The following is a 16,566-nucleotide window of genomic DNA, read 5'->3' as shown; positions in this document are numbered from 1 at the left end:
TGACGCAAGCCAGCGCGACGGCAATCAACTGCGGCGCTGATCGATCATGCGACGGCTTGAGCAACCACCAACTGAGCACGTTGAACAATTGCGAACTGCTCTGAGTGCTTGTCTGCTCCCTTCGCTGTCCAAAAGGCAGCATCTTCGGCATACTCAAGAGACATCAACGATGTCGGCAGGCTCTTGATGCGCGATTGCGTATCTGCACCGCTACGTTCAATCAAATAATGCGGAATGATCTGATCTACATAGTATTCCTGCGGGCGAGACACATTCATCAGCAATGCTCTGGCGAGGCGCTTCGTGAAGAGCTGAGAGACGGCGTCGGCTTCGAATAGCACGGCGTTCGCCAATATTTTTTGCCAGAGTCGCCTCTTCTCTGGGCGAAAAACGAAACCCGCCGAGGTGTCCTCTGGCATGTTGTCGATGATCGGCCATGGCGATTTATTCATGACCGAATCCACATCAATGATGAAAAGCCGCTTTACGCCTCTCTCAAGGAGCAGCGGCGCAAGAATGAAGCGCGCGGCGGTGTAGTAGATACCGGTCGGGTTTGAACTGTGGATGTCTGTGCATGAATCAATCGTATAGCTGAGCCGCACATTTGCGTAGCTCTTGCGCAGCGCTTCTGCTCTCGTGATCGTTTCTTCCGAGGGATCCAGCAGGTGGAGATGTATAGCGTGGGTTCCCGGCACAGCACTTATTGAAGAAAGCAGGCTCACCGCGAACTTTTCAAAGTAGTTGTTGTCGCAAGCGGCAAGGATGAGATCCTTAGCTTCCTCTCCAGTTGGCATCCTGCCACCGAGGCGAGCCTGAAAGTTGGTCAGACGCTCCTCACCATAGCTGCTGTCAATGACTGCTCGCGCCGTGCTCAACCAAATGCGCAAGCGAGAAAAGCCGGAGTGCTTCCGGCGAATTTTTTGATTTTGCATGATTGCCCCAAAGAAATGCGCCTGCTGGTTATTCGGTTTCACAACCGCTCGCAAGTGGCATTTCGCGAAGAAAACCGTAATTTCACAGGGGCTTAGCTTCTGGTATTGTTCTGCAGGGCTGAAGGCTTCTGATCCTGGGCGCTTCGGCCGAGTGCTTTTTATCTCTTCAGACACGAGGGCGGAACCGAAAGACGGCTGCGGTCGAGAATCTCTTCCGAAAATGCCAAATCTTGCTCGCCGACCGGTCGGTTATTTCATTCTCCGCAGGCTGTAAGCGAGGTTATTTTGCGCGAGAGTCAAGGCGGCATGCGTGCTGTACGCTTTTGCCGCCGTCGACCTCGCCGGTCGTCTATGCCGAAAATCCACCGCCGCGCTCTTAAACTTCCCGGCGTCAGGCTCTATATGGGCTTCGGTGGCCTACGCGGCCGGGAGTGACAACGGGATCCGATAAAATGCAGCGTTTTGGACGAGTTCTGGCAATGGTGGCGGTCGGCCTCATGGTCATGTTGACTGTGGTGGACGTCGCCGAGGCGCGGCGGGCGGGCGGTGGGTTCGGCTCGCGCGGCAGCCGGACGTTTTTCGCGCCGCCGGTGACGCGCACGGCGCCGACGAATGCCGCGCCGATCGACCGGACGATGACGCCGCGGCAGAATGCCGAGCCTTCGACGGCGACCAACCCGGCGGCGCAGAACCGGACGACGAATCCGCGTCCGGGCTTCTTCAACGGGTTCGGGGGCTCGATGCTGGGCGGTCTCATGATGGGTGGCCTGATCGGCATGCTTCTCGGCCATGGTCTCGGCGGCGGCATCGGCTTTCTCGGTCTCCTGCTGCAACTCGGTCTAATCGTCCTCGTCATCTCGCTGGCGATGCGGTTCTTCGGGCGCGGTCAGCGCCCGGCCTATTCGGCGCCGTCCGCATCGGCGCGCTCTTCCGCCATGGCTGCGGATTCGCCCTCCTTCCGTATTCCACGCATCGGCGAAGGAATGAGCGGGCAGGGTGACCGTGCCGCCGCCGCGGCTTCGGCCTCCGCGCGTTCGTCCGCATCCGCCCCTGCCTCGGGCCCGGCCTCGGGCAAGACCGACGAAATCGGCATTGGCCAGCACGACCTCGACCGTTTCGAAGCGATGCTGAAGGAGGTGCAGGCGGCCTACGGCGCCGAGGACTACGCGACCTTGCGCCGGCTGACGACGCCGGAAGCCATGTCCTATCTCGCCGAGGAACTCAGCGAAAACGCGACGAAGGGCCTTAAGAACGATGTCCGGGACGTGCACCTCGTCCAGGGCGACGTCGCCGAGGCTTGGCGCGAGGACGGCACCGACTATGCGACCGTCGCCATGCGCTACGAGAGCATCGACGTCATGCGCGACCGCGCCACCAGCCGCGTCGTTAGCGGCGATCCCGACCGCCAGACCGAAGCGGTCGAGCTCTGGACCTTCCTTCGCCGGCCCGGCGCCGATTGGCAGGTTTCGGCCATTCAAGGTGTCGAGGCTTAGTCACTATAGCGGCGTGCGTCTTTCAGACGTACAAAGGTCGCTGTAATGGTTTGAATCCCTGCATGGTTCCCCTGCTGCATGTTTCTTAAATCGGAACCGATTTAAGGATAAAAACATGCAGCAATTCAAAGTGCTACGGCGACCTTCGTCCGTCTGAAAAGACGCACGGCGCTGTAGTTTCGATTTAAGGAACCATGCAGGAAGGCTTGCGCTGAAGCGGTGCAAATTCCGAACGCGATCGATTCTGGCAGGTCGAAGGGCGGGACGCGGAACCCAAACCGCGAAGCCTTTCTCCTCCTGCTCGGTGCCGCGATTTTAACGACCGGATTTCAAAAATCGGCTATTGACGGCGACGATCTTTGCGCGTCTTTTCAGATGAGCAGAGCCGCCATAACGCGTTGAATTCCGAACAGTTCTTCGCATCGGTTCGGCCTGAAGGATCATAGATGGGGAGGGCCGGCTCAGGTGCCGGCAGCGACGAGATGACGATGCCTTCCAAGACGCGGAATGATTCGAGCGGAATGGATTCTCTTGCGCTCAGTGCCGCGGCATTTCTCCTGGTATTCGCGACTTCGGTCTTCACCAGCAGCGCCGCCGAGTCGGCCGACTGCAAGAGTTCGTCTGCCGCTGGCACCGACTGGCATGATTGCAACAAGCGGCAGCTCATGCTCGGTGGCAGCGATCTCGAGGGGGCCAATCTGGTCAATACCGATTTCACTCTCACCGATCTGCGCGGCGCCAACCTCGCTTCTGCCAATCTCGAAAAGGCGACTCTGGTCCGTGCCTCGCTCGCCGGCGCCAAGGCGGACAAGGCGAATTTCACCAGGGTCGAGGCCTATCGCGGCAATTTTTCCGGCATCTCCGCCGAAAACGCCTCCTTCGTCAGTGCCGAATTGCAGCGCACAGAGTTCGCCGGCGCACGCCTGATGGGTGCCGATTTCGAGAAGGCGGAACTCGGCCGCGCCAATTTCGACAAGGCAGTGCTGACTGGAACCCAGTTTCCCATGGCAAATCTTGCGCGCGCCGACCTGAGCGGTGCGGTCTTCGAGGGATCGATCGACTTCAGCCGTGCCTTCATGTTCCTGACGAGGATAGAGAGCCTGGACCTCTCGGCCGCGAAGGGCCTTCAGCAGGAGCAGATCGATCTCGCCTGCGGCGACGCCGCGACGAAGCTGCCGGCAGGCCTATCGGCACCCGCCAAATGGCCGTGCCCGCCGGACGACGACTGAAGGCGAAACGTGCCCGCTGCATAAGAGTAACTGCGCCGCGGGCAGTGCGCCTTTTCAGACACACAAGCTACAGCACTTTGATTTGGTGCCGATCTACAGCGCCGTGCGTCTTTTCAGACGCACAAAGGTCGCTGTAGCACTTTGAATTGCTGCAGGTTTTTGTCCTTAAACCGGTTCCGATTTAAGGAAACATGCAGTGAGGAACCATTGCGGTCGTGTCATCGCCGATTAAAGCTCGGTAACCAGCCTCGGGTGAAGCCGAGGCTCATGGAGATCTGGGCGAGCGCCAATTGCTCACGCAGATGCTTGCAGTCCTTGAGCAGCGTGCGCACGGCGGCCTCGGCGTCGCCGTTGTGATAGGCCATGACAGCAGCGAATTCGTCCCCTTCTTCCAGGGTCTGATCTTCCGGGGAAAGGGGTTCCGGAAGCGCGCATGGCAAGCGCATGGCGAATTCTCCTGTGTTTTCTACCACAGCCAAACTGCAGTTCGATTGTCCGATGGGCGGCACGTCACCGATGAATGTTCTTATTATGTTCTCTTTTGTGCGGGAGTCAATCGGCTTGGCAGGGGAGGCGAAGTTGGTTGACTAATTAAGCCGCTCGCCGAAAATTCCCGCCGGGAACAGGCAGAACATCGGCTTCTTTCGCAGTTCGATTGCCGATGTGGCGCGGGAGGCGAGCCACCGGCGCACCGCATCCTGAGAAGTCTCGCCGCCCACAACGGCGATCGAACGGCCCATCAGGTCCAGCCGGCGGCCGGAATAGCCGGGATCGTCCGGATGTCGACCGAAGCGGGACGGGCCGAAGTCGACGCACCAGCGCTTCCTGTGCGGAAACGGTTTTGTGAGACCGCCTTCGAAGAATGCCCAGACGTCGATGTCCTTGAGGCCGTTCGTGCCGTCGAGATAATGGAGCGCACTTCCTTGAGCGAGCGTCAGCAGCAGCAGGCGGTCGCGGTAAAGACCGGCGATGGGCGCGCGGTCGAAGATCCCGTCGAGCGTCGCGAGCGCGACAGATGCGATCCGTTCGAGGTCCGCCGGCGTGAGCCTCTCGTATGATCTGGCGGCGACTTCCATCGTCGTGCATCCCGTTCCGGGCGGCAGTTTGCTCTTGTGTCGCGCTTTTGCATGGTTCCTTCGATCTAAGGATAAAACCATGCAGCAATTCAAAGCGACCTTTGTGCGTCTGAAAAGACGCACGGCGCTGTAGTGGCGTAAACCTGACAGCACCGCGCACGTGGCGCAACATCGTTTCGCCCTGCGCCGGTGCAGTTCCCGTGCCGACGTTTCGTTGCAGCGTCTATTCGACGGATCGGCCGAACACGAGTCTCAGCCCGGAGGAGGGCGCCTGCCCGTGTGCGGCTGCGGGCAGTTCGCCGGTCTCTCCATTCCGCCACCCCACTTCGGCGACCTCATAGCCTAATGCCGAGGCAATCTTCTTCAGCATTTCGCGGGCGCGAAACTCATGGCGAGCCGCCGCCTCCTTCTCGGTCACGTAATAGGCGGCGCTGGCGGCCTCGATAAGATTCAAGGCAGCGAGGTTGACGACGGCGTAGGTTTCGGCGCGCATCAGATCGCCTCTCCGGATTGTTGACCGAACTGCTGGCGATGATCGAGAGTGCCGAGCAGGCGCTGATTTCGATCGGTGCCGCCTCGGCCGGAAAATTCACGCTCGCGGTTGAGCTCGAAAAAAGCGTCGTCGGTCAGTTCGGACGCCGGCACCGCTTCGCGCTGGAAGACGTCGCCGTCGGCGCCAAGATGCCAGGCGAGCGAAGCGAGGCTGGAGTAGGTGGAGGAGAGAAAGCTCTTGAGCGCTTCCTGATTTTCCCGGTCGCGCGATTGCAGGAAGTTGGCGGAGAAAAGCTCGTCGACATGACTGTGGAGGTTGATTTGGATGCGGGATATGGACATCTGCCGCTGTTCTTTCTTTTGCCTTTGAGCCGCGCGTTCTGCTTGCCCGCGTTACGTGCTTCCGTGTTGTCTGTGTTGGAAGCAACATCGCATTCAACAGCAATGATGTCAACATGATCTATGTTAAATGTTGAGATGACACTCATCGTGTTTTTTTAAGAGAGCATCACGTGAGTCGGTGCTGAGCTCAGCGTCTTCTTATAACGCCGTCATTCCTGGGTGTTTGTCACAGGAATCCAGCGCCGTGCGGCGGCGCGGGGGGAGACGCCTCGCTCTCGGCTTCATTCTCATCGAAGCGTTGGTCGCGGTGCGGATGCACCGCGGCTGGATCCATGAGGGTGGGCGACGAGTCGCTAGCCAGATCTTGGGACTTCCAGGACGCCGCGTGCTTCTCTCTCAGGCGTTGCCGGCGAGGGCGATGTAATGAACGCTGTCTACCGTCTGGGCTTCGAAGCGCAACTCCTTCGGCGGATTGAACTGTTCGAGAACCAGCTCGGCGCTGTTGTGGCGGACGAATTTTTTCACATAGGCCAGCGGTGCCCCGCCTTCTTCGAGGCGGATCTGGGCGATTACGTAGTCGCCCTTTTTGACGCGGCGGCTTGGGTCGACGAAGCAGACTTCGCCGTCTTCGTAGCGCGGGTACATGGAATCGCCGGAGACAGAGACCGCATAGGCACCTGATTTATCCGACAGGATCGGCGGCGCCATGACTTCGTACAACACATTGCCATTCATAAGGAATTCACCGTCAACCCCGCCGACGGCCTGGCCGAAGACGGGGATCTTCTCGCCTTCCCCGATAATGTTGGCGCGAACCTCGGCGTTTGGCGGGATGATTTCCTTCGTTCCGGAGCCGGGCGCCGCGCTGCCGTTGACGCGGGACTCCGGGTGGCGTTCCGTACCCTTCATCAGCCATACCGAGTCGACATCGAACTTACGACCGTAGAGTTCGGCCTCGTCAAGCTCAAAGTCGTTCTGTCCGTTCTCATGGGCACGATAGGTCGAGGCGACAACGCCAAGGGCGTTCGCCGCATCGGAAGCAAAGCGGTAACCCGCCCTGACGCGCGCCTGGCGCAATCTCTCAGCTTTCTCGCTCATGACATGCAACATAGCAGCGGATCCAACACAAATCATGTTGACAACACGACACTCATGGTGTCATGGATAATAACATGAAGACTGTTGATGACATTGTCAATGTTTTTGGCGGCGCCGCCGCGCGGGCGTTGCGAGTTGACGCGCGGGCGCCTGCCTGTGGTTATGGCGACAGCGCGTGCCAAAGGGCTCTGCTTCGCATTGCGGAACTGTGCGCCAGGGCTTGCCTGGCGTGCGGGAGGGAAAGGGCGGCGGCCGGTAGATCAATCGATCGACGTCCGACGCGGATGCAGGCGAGAAGGGCGCTTCGTTCGCAAACTTTGGGATGCGGAAACGCTTTGCACCTTCGCCACCCGGATGAGACTGACCGCCGTTCTCCTCCCCGGCGGTCAGCGCGAAGCCCTGCTGGCCGCTCTCTGCCGGCAGGGCTTGGCGCCCCGGGCGCGCGTTGGCGCGGGGCAGATGACTGATTTCCGACCCGATCGCTGCAAATCGTAAGCGATCGGTTTCAGAGAGTTGAGACGCGGGGGTACGGCTAGAGAGCCGCATCGGTTCTCCGTCACCCGCTCCGAATTTTCGAACATTCGACGTGATTATCGCCCGCCGGCTTCGGCGCCGCGGCGACGAAGCGTCACGCCCTATAGGAAGGCAGGAAGAGAATGCGAAACAGCGGCATGAGGATCTCGGCGATCGTCGAAGCGCTGGTGACGGCAGGTGCCACGCCGGAGATGATTCTTTCCGCCGTTCGTGCGGCGGAGGAGCAGGCGATCGACGCGCTCGAGCGGCGGCGGGCCTCCGACCGTGTGCGCCAGCAGCCGCCGTCACGGGACAGCGCGCGAGGAGGTCGTGACAGACTGTGACGCTCCCCTCCCGTATAAGGAAAGGTCCCCCGCACCCCCTAAAGAAATTAATCCCACCCCTCCAAACGACTCTAGGGGCGGCGAAGGCGCTGGGGTCGGGTCGAACGATTTGGGGGCCCGATCACGGGAGGATAGGCCAGGGGAGGGTAAGCGGCGGGCGACGCGGCTGCCGGACGGTTTCGTGCCCGATTGGGGCTTCGCTGCCGACAGGGGCTTCAATCGAGCCCAGGCGCAGGCGGAATTCGAGAAGTTCCGCGATTACTGGACGGCGAAGGCGGGCCGCGATGCGGTCAAGCTCGATTGGCCTGCGACCTGGCGCAACTGGATCCGCAACGCCGGGCGCGCGCCGCCGGTGCCGAGAGGCGGGTTCAGGGAGCATCAGGACGACGTGCAGCGGCAACTGGATAGAGCATTGGGACGATCACGAGATGACGAATTTACCGGCACGACCCTTGAGTTTTGACCATGAACCGGCGCGGCAAGCGGGCAGAGATTCGGCGAGGCCCGATATGAGGGACGCGGAGGAAAAAGCGGTTCCCGCTCATGCGGCCGAGATTGCGCGCCTTACCGAACGGCTGGCGCCGGTAGGGGCGGAGCGCGTGGCCGAATGCCTGGAGGCGCTGAAGCGCGGAGGCATGGCAGCGCCGGCCGGCATCGCACCCGCCGATTTCCTGCGCGAGTACATGCTGGCGCTTTCGAACGTGCCGCCCTGCGGCCTGACGGCGGCGATCGTCAAGCTGAAGCGTGGCGAATATGCCGGCGTGAGACCCGGCGTGAAACCCGGCTTGATGCCGGTGCCCGCCGAACTTGCAGCGCTCGCCCGGCTGGAAGCGAGGAGCGCGAGCGAAGACCTGGTGCGGGAGAGGGCGAAGGCGAGCACCTTGCTTGCCATGACGCGGGCGCCGGTGTCGCCGGAAGCCAAAGCTCGCGTACTAGCGCTTCTCGCTCGTTTTCGCAGGCAGACGGACGCCGCGAGGGCGGACGTCGCCGCTGCGAAGCCGTCGCCGAAGCATGCAGTCCCACTCACGGAGTCGGTCGTCAGCGATGGGCCGGCGGCCGAGCGGATAGCGGTTCGCGGGCGGACGGCCGCACCGGGAGAAGACGGCGACAAAGCGGGCCGGCGACAAGGCGAACAGGCTAACGACGCAGATCGCGAGCCGAGGCGGAACGCACACGACGATGATCGGGGCTAAAGAGAAGGCGGGAGACAATCATGACGGAGCATTCGCAACTGAACAGACAGCACCGGCACTACCTGGCCGTACGCGAGCGGCTGGTTCATGCCGCTGCTGCGGCAAGCCGATCGGCCGCAATCGCCGAACTTGAGAGCCAGGTGGCTGGGCTTGCTTCGGACAATGCGGCGAAGACGCGGCGGATCGTGGCGCTGGAAATCGATCTTGCCGATGCTGAGGCGCGGCTGCTCGCGCAGGCACAGGCGCTGCTTTCGGGGCGTGGGGCCGATGAAGCCGAAGACGAGCAGGAGGGCGACAGACCGCCGATCGAAGAGATCATTGCCACCGTGCTCGCGGACTTTCCGGGGGTGAGTTGGGAGGACATCATCAGCGTGCGCCGCGAGCGCCGGCTGGTAGAACCCCGGCACGCCTGCATGCGCGCGGTCTACGAAAGCCGCCGGGATCTCTCCCTGCCGCGCATCGGCCGCATCTTTTCGCCGCGACCACACGACGGTGCTGGCGGTAGTAAAGAGCGGCGGCATCCGAGAGGCTGACGACGGCGGACGTGTCGCCGGATAGTCCAATCGTTTCGATCGGTTGGCGAGCTTGCCGGAGAGATTGATTTCATCTGGTGCAGTCGTCCTGCCGCACATCGAAACCCGCTTCATACTTTTCCTCATCCCGATCTTTGATTGACGCGGGATGGGAACGGAAAACCGCTTCACACTTTTCCCCATCCCGCTTGAAAAGGATCTCCCAAATGATGAGCAAAGCCCAGAAATTGCGCGCCAAGCGCAAGGCGCAGCTTGGACGCCCGCGCAAGGTCAACGCCGAGCGCTTCGCCTGCGGCAAAATCAAGCCGGAATGGTCGAAGCAGGAAAGCGAGAAGGAGGCCATGGAAGTTGCGCTTGCGGCGCGCAAGCGCATGCACGGGCTGGAGAGCAAAAGCGCCTTTGCCGGCTATACGCTTGGGCGCCTGTTTCTCGATGGGCGGATCACCGAGCAGCAGCGCGAAGCCGGCGACGATTACGCCGCGGCGATGGCGCGCTACTACCATCTGACCGGCATTCCTTTCCCAAGCGTGCGCGCCCAGACGCTCGACCGGGTGAATGGGCACGCCGGCGAGACGAGCGAGGAGCGCGCCCGACTGGCGAAGAAAGCCGCCAACACAATGATGCGGCTCGAAGGCGTCCTGCTCGGATGCGAGGAGGGGCGGCAGGTCAAGACCACGATCTTCAACGTCTGCTTCATGGACTATGAGGGATTGCGAATGATGCCCGATGCACAATTGCTGTGGCTAAAACGGGGACTGAATGCCCTACTTTTCGACAAGGGCTTGCGCGAATACGGGGAGGGGGATTATTCCTTTAACCCACCATAGGAATTTTATCCTAATTATATACTTGATGTACCAAGGCGGGAAATGCAGAATGATTCGCGACAGGCCGGCATTGTTGTGAATCTTGGAGAAGGGCGGGACTGGCCGCGAGGGTCACGCAGAGTGATTTCACTGAGCGTCTTACTCCGGCCCTTCTCATATCTCCCGCCACTGCATCCTCTCGGTCGAGAGGAAAAAGGGAATCGCGGGCCAAAATGTTGTGGCTTGAAAGCCCTTGTACGGGTCCCGTTCAAACAGGGGTCTAAGCTCTTTAATGTAACGAGGTTCCAGTGTTCCGTACTCGGATTTCTCAACGGCTTTAAAGATGGAACTGGCTACTAAGTCCGCCACCTGAAGCCCTCGATATTCCTTGTTTGGCTTTATGTGGATTTCTTCATGACGCAGGATATCCCAAAGTATGTCGTCTTTTGGGACAAAAGGGCTCGTGCGGATTCGATTGAAGTAGCTTTTCAGATTGTCCTCGTCCAGGCCCTTCCGCGATGAAAGCATCAGGTGGATTGGTTCCTTCGCCGTCTGGTCTGCCCACTTCGTAGCTCGTTCGAGCAGGAATTTTAGTGCATAGAAATAGAGGTAGTATTTCTTCTTGAAGTTCTCTGGCTTCGTTATTGAGGGCTTATGGAACATAACGGCCATCGCTTGGTATGGGGCTTTTGTAATAGCCTCAATGAAGCCTAGCCTCTCGTCGTGTGACCGGGTTTGAAAGTGGAAATGCCATTCGGCCTGCCTTCGTTTGCCTTTAAAGGCGTCGTAGCAGTCCACGCACTCCTTAAGTTGGTTGTTGGAGTGTAGCGCCCCGCCTAAAATGAACCATTCGGAACTGCTATCCTTGAAGCCCTCTTCCCCGGCTTCATCAACATAAAGAACTGCCATGTCAGACACCGATAAGAAGGTAGACGGGAAGAAGGGCGACGAGGTCTTGAAGCGGATGCTCAAGACGCCGCCCGAACCGAAAACCCCTCCCAAGCCGAAGCCTGGGAAGGACGGCGGCAAGCCCCGCACAACGCCTAAGAGTTAAGCAACGGCTCGTCGCTGGTTGGCCTCAAAGCTCGCTTTGAATTGGCCTTGATCAACAAGGAGCTGCGTCCATGCTGCGTTTGATACCTCGGCAACGATCAGAAGATCATTGTCACTCAGGATTCGTTGGACGTATGCGCGCAGTTGAACTGACGTTGTTGGACCCGCAACATACCAAACAGTTTCAAGAATCCTCCCACGCACGAAAGCTTGACCCAAAGCCTTCAGATGAAGGTCCATCTGGTTGTGAGTGGGGCGAGGCCCGTTGAGATCATACCGACACGAGAAAGTTTCCCATCTAAGGGCTCCTTTATGCTGTGCCGATTGGGACTTGAACCATTCGCCTGATAGTGCATTATTACCCTTATCAAACCGAGTCACTGTGGTCGCCCAAGCGGCGGTTAATACAAGTCTTCAAGTGCTGGTAACACAAGAAAGAATGGCTGAGCGTGTCTGATTCGTTCTGGCGGGTCCAGATGTATTAATCATCCGTTAAAAGCGACCTGAAACCCCCGAGCAGTATATTACTGGCGGGGGTTTTTCTTTCTTTTGCGCAGGATTTTCAGCGCCTTTTGCTGAGGCGTAAGAGCCTTCGCTAAACCGCCGATAGGTAAGGCGCTTGTCGCGAGCGCCGCGAAGCAGGTCCTCGGCACGTTCTGTGTCTGAGACTTTCAGAGCCGCGCGGCGGTTATACCTGAAATCAAATTCAGCGAGGTAGCGGTGAAGGTGGGCCTCGCCGCAATGCTGATAGATGCCGACCATCCCGCGCTTGAAGACAGAGAAGACGCTTTCGATCGTATTGGAGTGAATGACAACATCGCCCTCGCGACGAGCGTATTCTTTCGCGGATTGCTTCGTCATCTTGCGGGCGGCATATTCCTTGCCGACCACCGCATAGAGGCGGCTTTCATCGGTATAGAGGCTGCTATCTCGGGAAACGTTGCGAACGACGACTTCGCGCGCAGTTTCCTTGGTGGCATCGTTCAGGTGGGACATGCGGTACGCTTCGGCAGGCGCCTCGACCGCCAGCTCTTGAGTGCTTCATGGAAAATCTGGCCATTGGGGCCAGATTTATGAATGGGCACTGGAGCCGAACTAGCCGAAGGAGGAAAAGAAACTCCCCTTGCGCCGGTTAGGCACTTTTTCCGATCTTCCGGGTCTGGCTTGATGTGCTCGGTCGTCAGGACCAGATCGGAGCGATGGAGTGTCTGCCGGATTCCAGCCGAGTTGTTCGTGATATCTGCGGAATGCGTACCGCGCCTCGGCGATGCTCGGATCCTCTGTAAAGCACGAAGTTCGCGGCAGGAAGGAAGGCGCAGCAGAGCGATCAACAAATCGTGATTGCTGCTTAAGCCTTGGCACAAAAGCCTGATTCAGCCATTCTGTTTTTGAAGGGAAGGAGTTCCTTTTGAAAGGAAAAGGTGAAGCCAAATGAAGAGGCTAGCAATCATGGCCCTGTCGCTGGCGACGGCGCTGACAGGCGTTCCCCCGGCTCAGGCGTTTCCGATTGTTCCGGCTCCGACAGCGCAGGTTTCCGATGTTTTGGAGGTCCAATACAGAGGCAATCCGCGCAGTTGGAGTGGTGACAGCGAGCGGGATCGGTGGATCTGGTTCAACCGTCGTCATCGGTACAACCGGGAATTTAACCGGGGCTATAACCGGCGCGCATACAATCGCCATAGGTACAACCGATACAGATATCACCGCGATGATGACGATGACGACTTTGGTGCAGCGCTCGGCGGATTTGCGGCCGGCGCGATCATCGGCGGCTTGCTGAGCCAGCCGAGGTACTACGGCCCGCCGGCCTACTACGGTCCGCCGAGGGTCCGTTACGGCGGCAATTCGCATACGAGCTGGTGCTATTCCCGCTACCGGTCGTATCGGGCTTACGACAACACGTTCCAGCCCTATTACGGTCCGCGGCGTCCGTGCATCTCGCCATATCTGTGATTACGGGCACAGGAACGCTGGAGCGCTCTGACCACTGCATGTTTCCTTAAGCCGGAACCGATTTAAGGATAAAAACATGCAGCAATTCAAAGCGCTATGGCGATCTTTGTGCGTCTGAAAGATGCACGGCGCTGTAGCGCTCCAGTGCATGAGCTTCCTAAAGCCACCCAGCCGCTCAATGAATCGTCTTCAGGCCGGCGTCAGGTTTTTCTGGTGCACCGGTCAATCCGCGCGCTCACAAAAACGTGCGCGACACCGCATGGGGCATGGCATGGTGTATAGTGGAGCACGGGTCATTCTTTCGTTGAAAGAAGGAAGTGAAGTCAGTGAAGATTCCAACTACCATCGTCCTGGCCGTTGTGGCTGCGGTTACGAGCGCATCGCATGCTCAAGCCCAGAACTGCAACATCGGTCAATGCGGAAGCACCTACAGGCACGAGCTTTTTGTCGAGCGACAGTATCAACAGTTCTTGCAGCGGAACTCGAACTACGGCTCGCGTTTCTTGAACCCCGACATCAGCATAGACGCAGGCCCAACTTTTGGGCCGGCGCCCGGCACGATCGACGGAGTGCGCGTGCGTCAGCGGCAAACGGTCCTATCCGGCGGAAATGCGCATGCGCGCTGGTGCCGCGATCGCTATAGATCGTATCGCTCCAGCGATGACACCTTCCAGCCCTTTGACGGCCCGCGGCGCGCGTGCAATTCGCCCTACGACTGAGCCCTGCACTTTGGACCGCGGTTATTCGACCGCGGAATAGGGCATAAGTGAGAGGATACGTTGGAGAAAAACTGCTTTACACTTTTCCTTGCCCCGCTTCAGGAGCGCTTTTGCAAGAGCTTCATGGCGGCGTGGGCGGCGGCTTGGGCCTCAAGCTGGGTGCTGAACTGACCCTGCGCCGGATACGTCACGCCGCGGTTGGTGAGCACGAAGCCCCAGCGTCCATTCAGTCGCTTCTCGACGGTGATGGTGGCGGCGGGCTTGTTGTCGGAGTTCAAAGCAGCTTCCTCGATCGTCGCGCCGGCGTTGAGAGCCGGCGCCTGTAACTTGCGCATCCGCTGGCGAAAGGCAAGACGCAAGCGGCCGTGGTTCACTCTTTAACGATCTGGAGGCTGCGGGCCGTGGGTTTTGAGACGCACGGCCCAGTGACTGCTTTGGACGGCCGTATGGCCCCTTTCCGATTCAAGGAGCCCTACGGCAACTTTCGGTGCGGCGATCTATTCAACCGTGCGCGCTGGGCCGAAACGCTCCATTGCGAAGGACGTCTGAACGGCAGGGGCCGGCAGGCGATCGGTCTTTTCGAGCTTTACGGATACCTGCTCGGCCGGCGGCGTGCGCTGCCAAGCAGTGGTCAGGAACAATCCGGCGCCGGCAATGAATCCGATGATGATATAAATCCAATGATTGCGCATGACAAAAACTCCTTCTCACGCGAAGGCAATGCATCGAGGGCTTCTCGGGTTCCCGGCGCTCGGGCCGGACTATGAGCTTATGTTTTCAGTTCTAAAATAGTGCGGGCCGCGCCTTGCATGGCGGCCTTTACCGCTGTTCAAAATAACTTCTTTCCCCTCATGACACGGCCTGCGGTCCGGCATCGGTAGGCCCTGTGATGCCAGAACAGCCCATTGCCTTTTTTGCATGGGATATCTTTTAATCGAATTACGCCCAGCCCTTTGAGCATCAACCTTGTCGGATTGAAGCAGAGGCCAATGTCTTATGCAAGCGATTAATAATATACGCTTGTACAACAGGACTGGAGGGCGCAAAGACGGCTGCTCCAGCCGCGCGTTCCGCTGCAAAACGGGACGCCACGGCATGCCAGGCGACACGTTCGCCAATCGCGCTCTGAGGCGCGATCGGAGGGAAAGCAGGATGGAGGTACAATTCTGTGGCTAAAGCGGAAATCGAACCTCTAACCCTTGCGCGGCACTTGCGCCATCGGGGTGGTTGCGTTATTCCATAAATCAAGGATAGGAATTTTATCCTCATACGGCGGCTGCTTCGGTCTTCCTCATCATCGGTGGAGGCTACCTCTCAGCCGTGGCGCTGCAGGCTTCAGTGACAGCGGCATTCTTCCTCTTTTTTTCTCATTCGAGCTTACGGCGACCGTGCGCGTCCAAGGATGCGCAGCGCCGTATGCGGCCGGCGATGCGCCTTTGCGTCGAACGCCTCCGCGATGTGTGCGCCTCCAGTTAGCGCTGCGCGCGAGCCATGGCAGCATCGCCGGCCGCCCCGTATCTCAAGCCTTCGATGAGCAGCGCGACGCGACGCAAAGCAACGGTACGATAGGTTGTGCGGCTCCGACAAAGCGAAGGTAAATCAGGAGCAGATCTATGACTGACTGCACCGCCATGTACTGTGAGATAGCACTGCTCGCTTGTGACGCCTACGGCCGGAGCACGTTATCGCTCGCCTCCCGAAGCGCTAACCGGCACAAAGCCCCACGTCTCCGGCTTTGGCTTGTTCAGGTCCTCGACGACAATGATGAGCGTGCCGAATTCGGTGACGCCTACTTCACCCAGTTCGGCGGGTGTGTGGTAGAGCGTGGCAGCGCGAGGGCCTCCGGTTCTGAGCCATACTTCGAAGGAAGCGTCGGCAAACACCAGCAGGGTTCAGGCTCGGGAGGAGCGGTTTTGAAGGAAAGTCGATAGCTGCTCCTCGATACCTCGCGCAGTTCGATCATATGCTCGGCGATCGGAAGTAAGCAGAGAAGCTGGTATCGCACCAGCCAGTTGTGTGCTCAAAGCTGTTGTCGGCTTTTTGGAGCCACGCCTTGACGAAAAGCGTGGCTCACCGCTTTGCCCCTGAGCGAGGGCAGGAAGCGCCGACGCGGCGATCAAGCAGGCCGCGGCGATAAGATTGAGCATGTTCGCGTTCCCTCATGAGGCATCCGGCCGTTGTGGCTTCGATACTGCGGTTTGCGATTCAATCTGAGTCGGGATTCTGGCGCAATTATGGGTGGCGATAATGCCTATGTGCACGCGAGCAGCGCAAGTTTTCGCTACAGCGCCGTGCCGCGTTTCAGACGCATAAAGCTCGCTGCAACGCCTTGAATTGCTGCATGATTTTTAAGTCGGTTCCGATTTAAGAAACCGTGCAGCAGCAGGCGATAGCGACGGAGAGGAGGGCTTGATGCTGGACGATGAAAGCCCGGCGCAATCACCCGCGTTGACCGAGCAAGCCGCACCATCCGACGACGTCGGCGGACGCAAGGGCGGGCGGAGCCGGTTGGGTCGCGCGTTCCTCCAAGCGGTGCAGGCGGATTTCGAGGCGCATGGGGTGGGCGTGGTCGCCCGCATTCGCGAGGAGAAGCCGGAAACCTACCTGAAGCTTGTTGCTTCGATCCTGCCAAAGGACATCAACGTCAATGCCGGCGGCATGGACGAACTGTCGGACGAGCAGCTGCTCGAGCGGATCCGAACGCTGGACGCGGCGATACGGCCGCTGCTCAACGCGAAAAACGTAGGCAAAGGCGCGCGGCGAGAACGAGCGCCGCGCGCGAAACGGTAG

General features: G+C 59.4%; 20 protein-coding genes and 2 pseudogenes. 11 read left to right on the top strand and 11 right to left on the bottom strand.

The window, feature by feature from the left end; genetic code table 11:
• Window positions 1-44: 44 nt before the first annotated feature.
• On the bottom strand, window positions 45-1,106 hold the full coding sequence (locus PYH37_RS22380) for a glycosyltransferase family protein (protein WP_280733601.1): 1,062 nt from the start codon (window positions 1,104-1,106) through the stop codon (window positions 45-47).
• A 278-nt stretch (window positions 1,107-1,384) separates the two neighbouring features.
• Between PYH37_RS22380 and PYH37_RS22375 the strand changes: the two genes are divergently transcribed.
• The gene (locus PYH37_RS22375) at window positions 1,385-2,425 is read left to right on the top strand and encodes a Tim44 domain-containing protein (RefSeq protein WP_280733600.1); all 1,041 of its coding nucleotides are present in this window, start codon (window positions 1,385-1,387) and stop codon (window positions 2,423-2,425) included.
• A 482-nt stretch (window positions 2,426-2,907) separates the two neighbouring features.
• Window positions 2,908-3,654, top strand: coding sequence for a pentapeptide repeat-containing protein (locus PYH37_RS22370; RefSeq protein WP_425336115.1), 747 nt, complete (start codon window positions 2,908-2,910; stop codon window positions 3,652-3,654).
• Window positions 3,655-3,872: 218 nt separating this feature from the next.
• Here PYH37_RS22370 and PYH37_RS22365 read toward each other — a convergent pair whose 3' ends face one another.
• The 5 genes from PYH37_RS22365 to PYH37_RS22345 all read right to left on the bottom strand — a co-directional run bounded on the left by PYH37_RS22365 (window position 3,873) and on the right by PYH37_RS22345 (window position 6,662).
• Window positions 3,873-4,100 (bottom strand): hypothetical protein, encoded by a 228-nt coding sequence (locus PYH37_RS22365; protein WP_280733598.1) that lies wholly within the window; start codon window positions 4,098-4,100, stop codon window positions 3,873-3,875.
• A gap of 141 nt (window positions 4,101-4,241) precedes the next feature.
• On the bottom strand, window positions 4,242-4,730 hold the full coding sequence (locus PYH37_RS22360) for a hypothetical protein (RefSeq protein WP_280733597.1): 489 nt from the start codon (window positions 4,728-4,730) through the stop codon (window positions 4,242-4,244).
• Between the two features lie 223 nt (window positions 4,731-4,953).
• Window positions 4,954-5,223, bottom strand: coding sequence for a hypothetical protein (locus PYH37_RS22355; RefSeq protein WP_425336114.1), 270 nt, complete (start codon window positions 5,221-5,223; stop codon window positions 4,954-4,956).
• Window positions 5,223-5,564, bottom strand: coding sequence for a hypothetical protein (locus PYH37_RS22350; RefSeq protein WP_280733596.1), 342 nt, complete (start codon window positions 5,562-5,564; stop codon window positions 5,223-5,225). The genes PYH37_RS22355 and PYH37_RS22350 overlap by 1 nt, the downstream gene beginning before the upstream one ends.
• 396 nt (window positions 5,565-5,960) lie before the next feature.
• On the bottom strand, window positions 5,961-6,662 hold the full coding sequence (locus PYH37_RS22345; RefSeq protein WP_280733595.1) for a LexA family transcriptional regulator: 702 nt from the start codon (window positions 6,660-6,662) through the stop codon (window positions 5,961-5,963).
• A 656-nt stretch (window positions 6,663-7,318) separates the two neighbouring features.
• On the opposite strand from PYH37_RS22345, the gene PYH37_RS22340 reads away from it, so the two are divergent.
• From PYH37_RS22340 to PYH37_RS22320, 5 genes and pseudogenes are all read left to right on the top strand, one after another.
• On the top strand, window positions 7,319-7,519 hold the full coding sequence (locus PYH37_RS22340) for a hypothetical protein (RefSeq protein ID WP_280733594.1): 201 nt from the start codon (window positions 7,319-7,321) through the stop codon (window positions 7,517-7,519).
• A gap of 181 nt (window positions 7,520-7,700) precedes the next feature.
• Entirely contained in the window at window positions 7,701-7,982 is a 282-nt protein-coding gene (locus tag PYH37_RS22335; RefSeq protein ID WP_280736175.1) for a hypothetical protein, read from the top strand.
• 46 nt (window positions 7,983-8,028) lie between these two features.
• Window positions 8,029-8,712, top strand: a complete 684-nt coding sequence (locus tag PYH37_RS22330; protein WP_280733593.1) for a hypothetical protein — start codon at window positions 8,029-8,031, stop codon at window positions 8,710-8,712.
• A 20-nt stretch (window positions 8,713-8,732) separates the two neighbouring features.
• Window positions 8,733-9,270 (top strand): annotated as a pseudogene (locus tag PYH37_RS22325) (helix-turn-helix domain-containing protein).
• 181 nt (window positions 9,271-9,451) lie between these two features.
• Window positions 9,452-10,072, top strand: coding sequence for a hypothetical protein (locus PYH37_RS22320; protein WP_280733591.1), 621 nt, complete (start codon window positions 9,452-9,454; stop codon window positions 10,070-10,072).
• A gap of 153 nt (window positions 10,073-10,225) precedes the next feature.
• On the opposite strand, the gene PYH37_RS22315 is transcribed toward PYH37_RS22320, so the two are convergent.
• Window positions 10,226-10,960 (bottom strand): DUF3800 domain-containing protein, encoded by a 735-nt coding sequence (locus PYH37_RS22315; protein WP_280733590.1) that lies wholly within the window; start codon window positions 10,958-10,960, stop codon window positions 10,226-10,228.
• Between PYH37_RS22315 and PYH37_RS22310 the strand changes: the two genes are divergently transcribed.
• On the top strand, window positions 10,959-11,105 hold the full coding sequence (locus PYH37_RS22310; protein ID WP_280733589.1) for a hypothetical protein: 147 nt from the start codon (window positions 10,959-10,961) through the stop codon (window positions 11,103-11,105). The genes PYH37_RS22315 and PYH37_RS22310 overlap by 2 nt on opposite strands.
• A 578-nt stretch (window positions 11,106-11,683) precedes the next feature.
• Here the strand turns inward: PYH37_RS22310 and PYH37_RS22305 are convergent.
• Window positions 11,684-12,103 (bottom strand): annotated as a pseudogene (locus PYH37_RS22305) (IS1595 family transposase); the annotation flags it as partial.
• 432 nt (window positions 12,104-12,535) lie between these two features.
• On the opposite strand from PYH37_RS22305, the gene PYH37_RS22300 reads away from it, so the two are divergent.
• Together PYH37_RS22300 and PYH37_RS22295 are read left to right on the top strand one after the other, a co-directional pair.
• On the top strand, window positions 12,536-13,057 hold the full coding sequence (locus PYH37_RS22300; RefSeq protein WP_280733588.1) for a BA14K family protein: 522 nt from the start codon (window positions 12,536-12,538) through the stop codon (window positions 13,055-13,057).
• A gap of 317 nt (window positions 13,058-13,374) precedes the next feature.
• On the top strand, window positions 13,375-13,776 hold the full coding sequence (locus tag PYH37_RS22295) for a BA14K family protein (RefSeq protein WP_280733587.1): 402 nt from the start codon (window positions 13,375-13,377) through the stop codon (window positions 13,774-13,776).
• A gap of 98 nt (window positions 13,777-13,874) precedes the next feature.
• Here the strand turns inward: PYH37_RS22295 and PYH37_RS22290 are convergent, their stop codons facing one another.
• From PYH37_RS22290 to PYH37_RS32260, 3 genes are all read right to left on the bottom strand, one after another.
• Window positions 13,875-14,054 (bottom strand): hypothetical protein, encoded by a 180-nt coding sequence (locus PYH37_RS22290; protein WP_280736134.1) that lies wholly within the window; start codon window positions 14,052-14,054, stop codon window positions 13,875-13,877.
• A gap of 219 nt (window positions 14,055-14,273) precedes the next feature.
• Window positions 14,274-14,468, bottom strand: coding sequence for a hypothetical protein (locus PYH37_RS22285; protein WP_280733586.1), 195 nt, complete (start codon window positions 14,466-14,468; stop codon window positions 14,274-14,276).
• A gap of 990 nt (window positions 14,469-15,458) precedes the next feature.
• Entirely contained in the window at window positions 15,459-15,659 is a 201-nt protein-coding gene (locus PYH37_RS32260; protein ID WP_342394660.1) for a hypothetical protein, read from the bottom strand.
• 529 nt (window positions 15,660-16,188) lie between these two features.
• Here PYH37_RS32260 and PYH37_RS22275 point away from each other — a divergent pair.
• Window positions 16,189-16,566 (top strand): hypothetical protein, encoded by a 378-nt coding sequence (locus tag PYH37_RS22275; RefSeq protein WP_280733585.1) that lies wholly within the window; start codon window positions 16,189-16,191, stop codon window positions 16,564-16,566.

It is taken from the genome of Sinorhizobium numidicum, from assembly GCF_029892045.1.
Classification (GTDB): Bacteria; Pseudomonadota; Alphaproteobacteria; order Rhizobiales; family Rhizobiaceae; genus Sinorhizobium; species Sinorhizobium numidicum.
The sequence above is the reverse complement of the archived record's forward strand: the minus strand, read 5'-3'. Positions and strand labels throughout refer to the sequence as shown.

Bases quoted from the DNA above. Each gene is read 5' to 3' on its own strand.
- PYH37_RS22340 (WP_280733594.1), top strand. From the start codon at position 7,319: ATGCGAAACAGCGGCATGAGGATCTCGGCGATCGTCGAAGCGCTGGTG.
- PYH37_RS22355 (WP_425336114.1), bottom strand. From the start codon at position 5,223: ATGCGCGCCGAAACCTACGCCGTCGTCAACCTCGCTGCCTTGAATCTT.
- PYH37_RS22360 (WP_280733597.1), bottom strand. From the start codon at position 4,730: ATGGAAGTCGCCGCCAGATCATACGAGAGGCTCACGCCGGCGGACCTC.
- PYH37_RS22315 (WP_280733590.1), bottom strand. From the start codon at position 10,960: ATGGCAGTTCTTTATGTTGATGAAGCCGGGGAAGAGGGCTTCAAGGAT.
- PYH37_RS22310 (WP_280733589.1), top strand. From the start codon at position 10,959: ATGTCAGACACCGATAAGAAGGTAGACGGGAAGAAGGGCGACGAGGTC.
- PYH37_RS22285 (WP_280733586.1), bottom strand. From the start codon at position 14,468: ATGCGCAATCATTGGATTTATATCATCATCGGATTCATTGCCGGCGCC.
- PYH37_RS22375 (WP_280733600.1), top strand. From the start codon at position 1,385: ATGCAGCGTTTTGGACGAGTTCTGGCAATGGTGGCGGTCGGCCTCATG.
- PYH37_RS22350 (WP_280733596.1), bottom strand. From the start codon at position 5,564: ATGTCCATATCCCGCATCCAAATCAACCTCCACAGTCATGTCGACGAG.
- PYH37_RS22365 (WP_280733598.1), bottom strand. From the start codon at position 4,100: ATGCGCTTGCCATGCGCGCTTCCGGAACCCCTTTCCCCGGAAGATCAG.
- PYH37_RS22345 (WP_280733595.1), bottom strand. From the start codon at position 6,662: ATGAGCGAGAAAGCTGAGAGATTGCGCCAGGCGCGCGTCAGGGCGGGT.
- PYH37_RS22275 (WP_280733585.1), top strand. From the start codon at position 16,189: ATGCTGGACGATGAAAGCCCGGCGCAATCACCCGCGTTGACCGAGCAA.
- PYH37_RS22320 (WP_280733591.1), top strand. From the start codon at position 9,452: ATGATGAGCAAAGCCCAGAAATTGCGCGCCAAGCGCAAGGCGCAGCTT.
- PYH37_RS22300 (WP_280733588.1), top strand. From the start codon at position 12,536: ATGAAGAGGCTAGCAATCATGGCCCTGTCGCTGGCGACGGCGCTGACA.
- PYH37_RS22330 (WP_280733593.1), top strand. From the start codon at position 8,029: ATGAGGGACGCGGAGGAAAAAGCGGTTCCCGCTCATGCGGCCGAGATT.
- PYH37_RS22370 (WP_425336115.1), top strand. From the start codon at position 2,908: ATGACGATGCCTTCCAAGACGCGGAATGATTCGAGCGGAATGGATTCT.